Genomic DNA, 5,406 nt, shown 5'->3' with positions numbered 1-5,406 from the left:
AGGCTCTTCTCGTTATATAAGTTTTTACCATGTAATATCGTAAATATGACTGTTTTTTTGACGGGTTCCTTAGGCTGTAAAAGTCACTACTACATGAGTAATTAAAAAATAGTAAATAGATGATAGTAAAAAGAACCATAAGCTAAATCGAATATAGCAGAGGTGATGAAAGTGATAGCAAAAGGTGTAACTCAATCTACGTTCGCCAAAGAATTCGTTGCTTTACCTACGCCTTGTAATGACGTTATCTACTATCCTCCTAAGTTAGCTGACTTAGCAACCGAAGAGAGCTATACAGTTTTTCAAACTCTGAGTCAAAAAAGTGGACTTGCTTATCTTGTTGTTACCCAGACTCATACAGCTAAGGTTGTATGAGCAGGATCTAAAGATTTAATAAATGAARTATATCAAGCCATTCCTTGGTCTMMTTATGAAATAGYMGATGAAGRTAACMMGTTCGATTAYAAAGAAGCMCYTTCATTGCAAGCTTTAGAAGATTATTTTATTCAKCTTAAAGAACAGTAATWYATTTTATGGATAGCACTATTGATTATTMAAAAGACCCTCTAMTKCAYTAGAGGGTCTTTTARACTAAACTAGTAAAGAGTTATAGTTGGCAGACGCCTATTATTAAATRAAAAATCACTGTAAAGRTGATTTGAATTYACTATGATWGTGTAAKYGAAGAACCTCACGYARCAGTTCCATTTGCTGATASATKCTTTCTTTCGTTAAMGRATCTGTACARGTAGGATAGTCTTTAGTTAAATTTGAAAGTTYCCTYGTAAATAAGARCACTTCATATTCATCTAGCATAAACAGTCCTCTTTTCTCATARGCAGTTTATAACAATACAATATATTTTATATATACCCTTARGARAAAATGACTAACTATTMKTTGYTATYCAAATTACTACAATTRTTTCACTGGAAAAGTAGTARGAKAGAKATAATTAARTTCMCTGARAATGTAGRGGTGAAGTKTGTATATATTGGGRGGACTATATCTATCATCTTTTAGCTCTTAGTGGAGGCGTGCTAGTAGGTGRAKTTATAAGTTGGRYSACTAAGAACATYTTGAAGAMTAAAAAATATAGRGRTAAYTGAAATKRATAACAMAATAAAAACTACCTCGWTATAGAATGCTCCAGCAAGCGAGGKAGYTTTTATCARGATTGACAATTATAAAGTACCAAAATATAAYCGCAAGTAGATCRTAACATGTTTTWCTCGTARAGACTATTTTTKGCCATACAAACATATTATAAAWRGTGCACTTCTTATACATGGATCTTTCATACACCTATGAAGAGGMCGTTAGCATAMTAAAGATGTATAAMAAGTTGCATACTCCGGAAAAAGAATCCTTAGTAGAACCGGTCAGTCCCCGTTCTACTTTAAGGGTTCTTTTTTGTACAGGAATAAATTAGAGTGACAACGAAATTAAATATAAAGACAAGCAGGAGAAAGGTTAGTTAATAATAAATTAACTAAACCAATGAGAAAAATAATTATGAATACAAACCTAAAAATATTGAATATTCTGAAATATAATCATAAAATGGAGTTGTTAAATAATGAAATGGAGTGTTTGAAATGAAAAAAGTAATTTACCTATCTGTTTTTTTGTTGTTTGTAGGGGTAGTAGGTTATACGGCTCAAGCTCAAACACCAAGTAAAGAAGCTAGTTCGAGAGAAAAGCTTAACGTTAAAAAGCTAGATGTTACCGAATTTTTCTCTAATGAAAATGGAACATTTTTATTACGTAATGTTAAAACAGGAAAAACATTTGTCTACAATCAGGAAAGAGCGACTACACAACTCACTCCAGAATCTACATTCAAGATTCCTAATGCATTAATTGGATTACAAGTCAAAGTCGTACGAGATGAATATGATGTGAAGCGTTGGGATGGTGTTAAGAGAGAATTTGACACGTGGAACTGTGATCATACTCTAGGATCGGCTATGCGTGAGTCAGCCATTTGGTATTATCAAGAAATGGCGAGAGACATTGGAGAGAAACGTATGAAAGAGTGGGTACAGAAGACTTCATATGGAAACGAAGATATTAGTGGAGGAATTGACCATTTTTGGTTAGACAGTTCTCTAAAGATTAGTGCACTTGAGCAAGGTGATTTTTTAGAAAAATTATATAAAGAAGAACTTCCCTTTGATAAACCAGTCATGAAAACTGTTAAACGAATGATGATTCAGGAGGAGGGGGATCACTATACACTTTATGGGAAAACGGGAACAAGGTTATCTGACATGGGACTGGGATGGTACGTTGGATTTGTAAAAGTGGACAATCAATCTTATGTTTTCGTAACAAATATTGATGGATCGGGAACAAAAGCCAAAAATATCACATTGGATATCTTAAGAAAGTACAATCTCATCACGAGATAAAAAACAGATATTTAGGGTTGTTTAAAATAAATCTAAAATTTATAAAATGATCTATAAAGTTAAAAAAGCACAAACCACTATATATGGTATGTGCTTTTCTGGCTAAGGAATAACAATAAAAAAAGGTTGTCTAATAACATGGTAACAATTTAACGCTTTAAAGTAAACCTTGAAGTCATTTACTTCATTGTACTCGGGACCCTCAATAATTTTGTATAAATAAGAATATACCTCAATATAAAGAGACAATTAGTTATTAACTAATCAATAGGGTATACCCAAACGATAGTTAAATAGAGTTTTGATTTTTCTATATAATTCAACTATCATATACACTTGTCTTTTGATTAATAATTTTGAGGAGGTTTTTTATGATTTTTGGGTATGCGCGTATTTCAGCCTTTGATCAAAATTTAGATTCGCAGATTGAACAATTGAGAGAGGAAAAAGTCGATCGTATTGTGCAAGAAAAAGTATCTGGTATCCAGCATCAAAAAGAAGAATTAACACAATTGCTTCATCAACTAGTAAAAGATGACACATTGATCGTGACACGAATGGATCGTCTAGGAAGAAACACGAACACCTTCAGGGAAGTTTATCTTAACCGTTATGTCTGCATTTAGTGAACTTGATCGAATGATGATTAAAGAAAAGCAGCAAGCTGGAATTGCGATTACAAAAAGAAAAGGTATATATAAAGGAAAGAAGCAAAAATTCACGTTAARRCAYGWTKGGGTAAGGCAYGCCATGGATCTTCATGAAACTACTAATAAGCCTGTAAAGGAAATCTGTAAAATCACAAATATAAGTGAAGCTAYTTTTTATCGTCGGTGRAGARAATATCAGAAWMTAAAAAATGCGGTGACTMCRGRAGAATAAYARAAAGAWTTTTATTTTTCACTAMATAAACAGCTATCTATAGTCGATTAAAGTAAAGAGGATTAACTATTTAKTAGTAATATAGTGRATGGTCACTATAAAATAGRGTWTTAAGCTTAAARMAAACGKTAAATGATAAAAAGKATTTATGTAAGGAGGTACTATKATGAAAAAGTCTAYAGCARTTCTGCCAGAAGAGTGGATGARGCTAGTTAAAGATGCAATGAATTCAAATGTGAGTAAAGAAGAATTTAAASAGTTTCTAGAAGCAAAATCTCAAGATAACACGATARCAAAAAACATTAGATAGCGTGCCTATCTAATGTTTTTTGTTATCRCTAGGTTTGTGTATTATCTAAGAATRCTTTTACTTCTTTAACCGATAACCCTACTTCCTTAGCCTCTTGGAYAAGTCTAATCCATTCTTGGTCYAAATGTGGCGTTATTACTTCTTTTTTACTGTCCATAAACATAAATTCCTCCAGATTTTCAGGAGGCTCAGCTGTCATAGTCAATTGACTTTAGACCTGTAGCTTTGCGTCCTAGCTTTTCAACTAGTTTGCCTTTATCTGAATGTGTAWATTTATATAAATTTTACTACATAATGGATGTYGAAGTATGTCRAAATAAGTATTCYTATAATTATTTTCTGAATTAAACAACTATTTMTAACTCCAAAAATAATGCTGAKAGWTATCAGCTGGRAAGAGACGTAWAMCAAGYGTACAATAAGGCCKAGTATTTTTAATMCGTCTAAAAAGGTGTACCTTTTGGATTATTTATATTGGACAGCATAAACCCTTGAAATTACCTATTTTAACATTATGTGGTATATTTAATTAAAAAGGAAAAAAACATGATAGGACTTACTATTGCCATTATTGTATTTAATTTTATTGCATTTAAAACAAATAAAAGACTAACAGCAAATCAAATCCTTCATATTTGGGTGTTTACAATTGCTTTTCAGCATATGTTTGATGTCTTTATAGATTTAAAATATCATGCCTATTGGTATTTTACAGAAAATGCAGATTGGAGGGGAGTTCTTACTCATACTGTATTGCTCCCGCCTGCTAATATGATATTTCTTAATTGGTATCCTTTTAAAATGCCAATCATTCACAAGGTTCGCTACCTTACCCTTTGGGTGGTTGCCATATTGCTTTATGAAATGATTACATTACGTCCCGAACCTTGGGGATACTTTCACTATGGTTGGTGGAATTTATGGTATTCAGCTATCATTGATCCTGTGCTTCTACTAATTACATTAGGGTATTACAAATGGGTATTAAAGCTAGAAAACAAGTTATTAACAGGAAAGAAATAAAAATAAAAGGCTACCTCGGCATTACTTTAGAGGTAGTAATCATTACTATAATGATCAATGGGACTTAGAGATAGCGACTAATTTTTCAACACAAACTCTTACTATAATTCCCATTACAATATAATAAATAAAAGAGTATATATACTTCCATTTTATATAGATGACAAGATGTGCCCATATAGAAAAGGGTTCACCAATAAAAGCAAATGCGCTAGCCATACATATGAGTGAAACAATAAAGGATTTCCAGGTTCTAAAATATTGATACAATAACATGAATGTAATTGGAACCATGCTGAAATCAAAAGGTAAAGCGCCAGGATAAATGGGCAGGAATTGCGTAATGTACCCCCAGAAACGAAACGTAATTCCTATAAGATCCAGAAGAAATGTAATGATAATAATGAAGGTACCAAACAATAAGGTTTCAAGGATTTGTTTACGGTTTAAAAAGATACTCCAAATAATCCAAGGAAGAATAAGAAAAACAAGAAGCAACCACCAACTTCCTGTTAAAAATTCATCGTGTAACCAATACTTTATATCTAATTCTGCTATTTTATCTTGTAAGGATCTGACTCTCCAAAAATTCTCTATTCTTTTATCCATGGATTTAACCCCTTTATAACGATATACAACACTTTAATTTCTATTTTATTATTTGAGCATCTTATTGTTTTATGTAGCTCTTTATTACCTAAAAAACATTCCCAATGAGGAACCTAAATTCACATTGAGGTATTACACTGATATGTATAGTGGGATTGGTGATTGGTG

Annotated in this window: 6 protein-coding genes, 1 pseudogene and 1 riboswitch; of the genes and pseudogenes, 5 read left to right on the top strand and 2 right to left on the bottom strand. The window is 31.9% G+C overall.

Annotated features, from left to right (window positions below; all coding sequences use genetic code 11):
* The first annotated feature begins 162 nt into the window (after positions 1-162).
* The 4 genes and pseudogenes from AC1DRF_RS15770 to AC1DRF_RS15755 all read left to right on the top strand — a co-directional run bounded on the left by AC1DRF_RS15770 (position 163) and on the right by AC1DRF_RS15755 (position 3,606).
* Positions 163-375 (top strand): hypothetical protein, encoded by a 213-nt coding sequence (locus AC1DRF_RS15770; RefSeq protein WP_477741108.1) that lies wholly within the window; start codon positions 163-165, stop codon positions 373-375.
* Positions 376-1,598: 1,223 nt separating this feature from the next.
* On the top strand, positions 1,599-2,414 hold the full coding sequence (gene blaOXA, locus AC1DRF_RS15765) for a class D beta-lactamase (protein WP_477741107.1): 816 nt from the start codon (positions 1,599-1,601) through the stop codon (positions 2,412-2,414).
* Positions 2,415-2,785: 371 nt separating this feature from the next.
* Positions 2,786-3,296, top strand: a pseudogene (locus AC1DRF_RS15760) (recombinase family protein).
* A gap of 166 nt (positions 3,297-3,462) precedes the next feature.
* On the top strand, positions 3,463-3,606 hold the full coding sequence (locus AC1DRF_RS15755) for an anti-repressor SinI family protein (RefSeq protein WP_477741106.1): 144 nt from the start codon (positions 3,463-3,465) through the stop codon (positions 3,604-3,606).
* Positions 3,607-3,634: 28 nt separating this feature from the next.
* On the opposite strand, the gene AC1DRF_RS15750 is transcribed toward AC1DRF_RS15755, so the two are convergent.
* On the bottom strand, positions 3,635-3,763 hold the full coding sequence (locus AC1DRF_RS15750) for an anti-repressor SinI family protein (RefSeq protein ID WP_477741109.1): 129 nt from the start codon (positions 3,761-3,763) through the stop codon (positions 3,635-3,637).
* A gap of 22 nt (positions 3,764-3,785) precedes the next feature.
* A riboswitch (cyclic di-GMP riboswitch) is annotated at positions 3,786-3,870 on the bottom strand.
* Between the two features lie 282 nt (positions 3,871-4,152).
* On the opposite strand from AC1DRF_RS15750, the gene AC1DRF_RS15745 reads away from it, so the two are divergent.
* Entirely contained in the window at positions 4,153-4,629 is a 477-nt protein-coding gene (locus AC1DRF_RS15745) for a hypothetical protein (RefSeq protein ID WP_427076786.1), read from the top strand.
* Positions 4,630-4,683: 54 nt separating this feature from the next.
* On the opposite strand, the gene AC1DRF_RS15740 is transcribed toward AC1DRF_RS15745, so the two are convergent.
* Positions 4,684-5,238 carry a CBO0543 family protein gene (locus tag AC1DRF_RS15740; protein WP_427076787.1) on the bottom strand — a complete coding sequence of 185 codons (555 nt, stop codon included), beginning with the start codon at positions 5,236-5,238 and terminating at the stop codon, positions 4,684-4,686.
* Between the last annotated feature and the right edge of the window lie 168 nt (positions 5,239-5,406).

The sequence above is a fragment of the Priestia sp. P5_B4 genome (genome assembly GCF_056400385.1).
The sequence above is the reverse complement of the archived record's forward strand: the minus strand, read 5'-3'. Positions and strand labels throughout refer to the sequence as shown.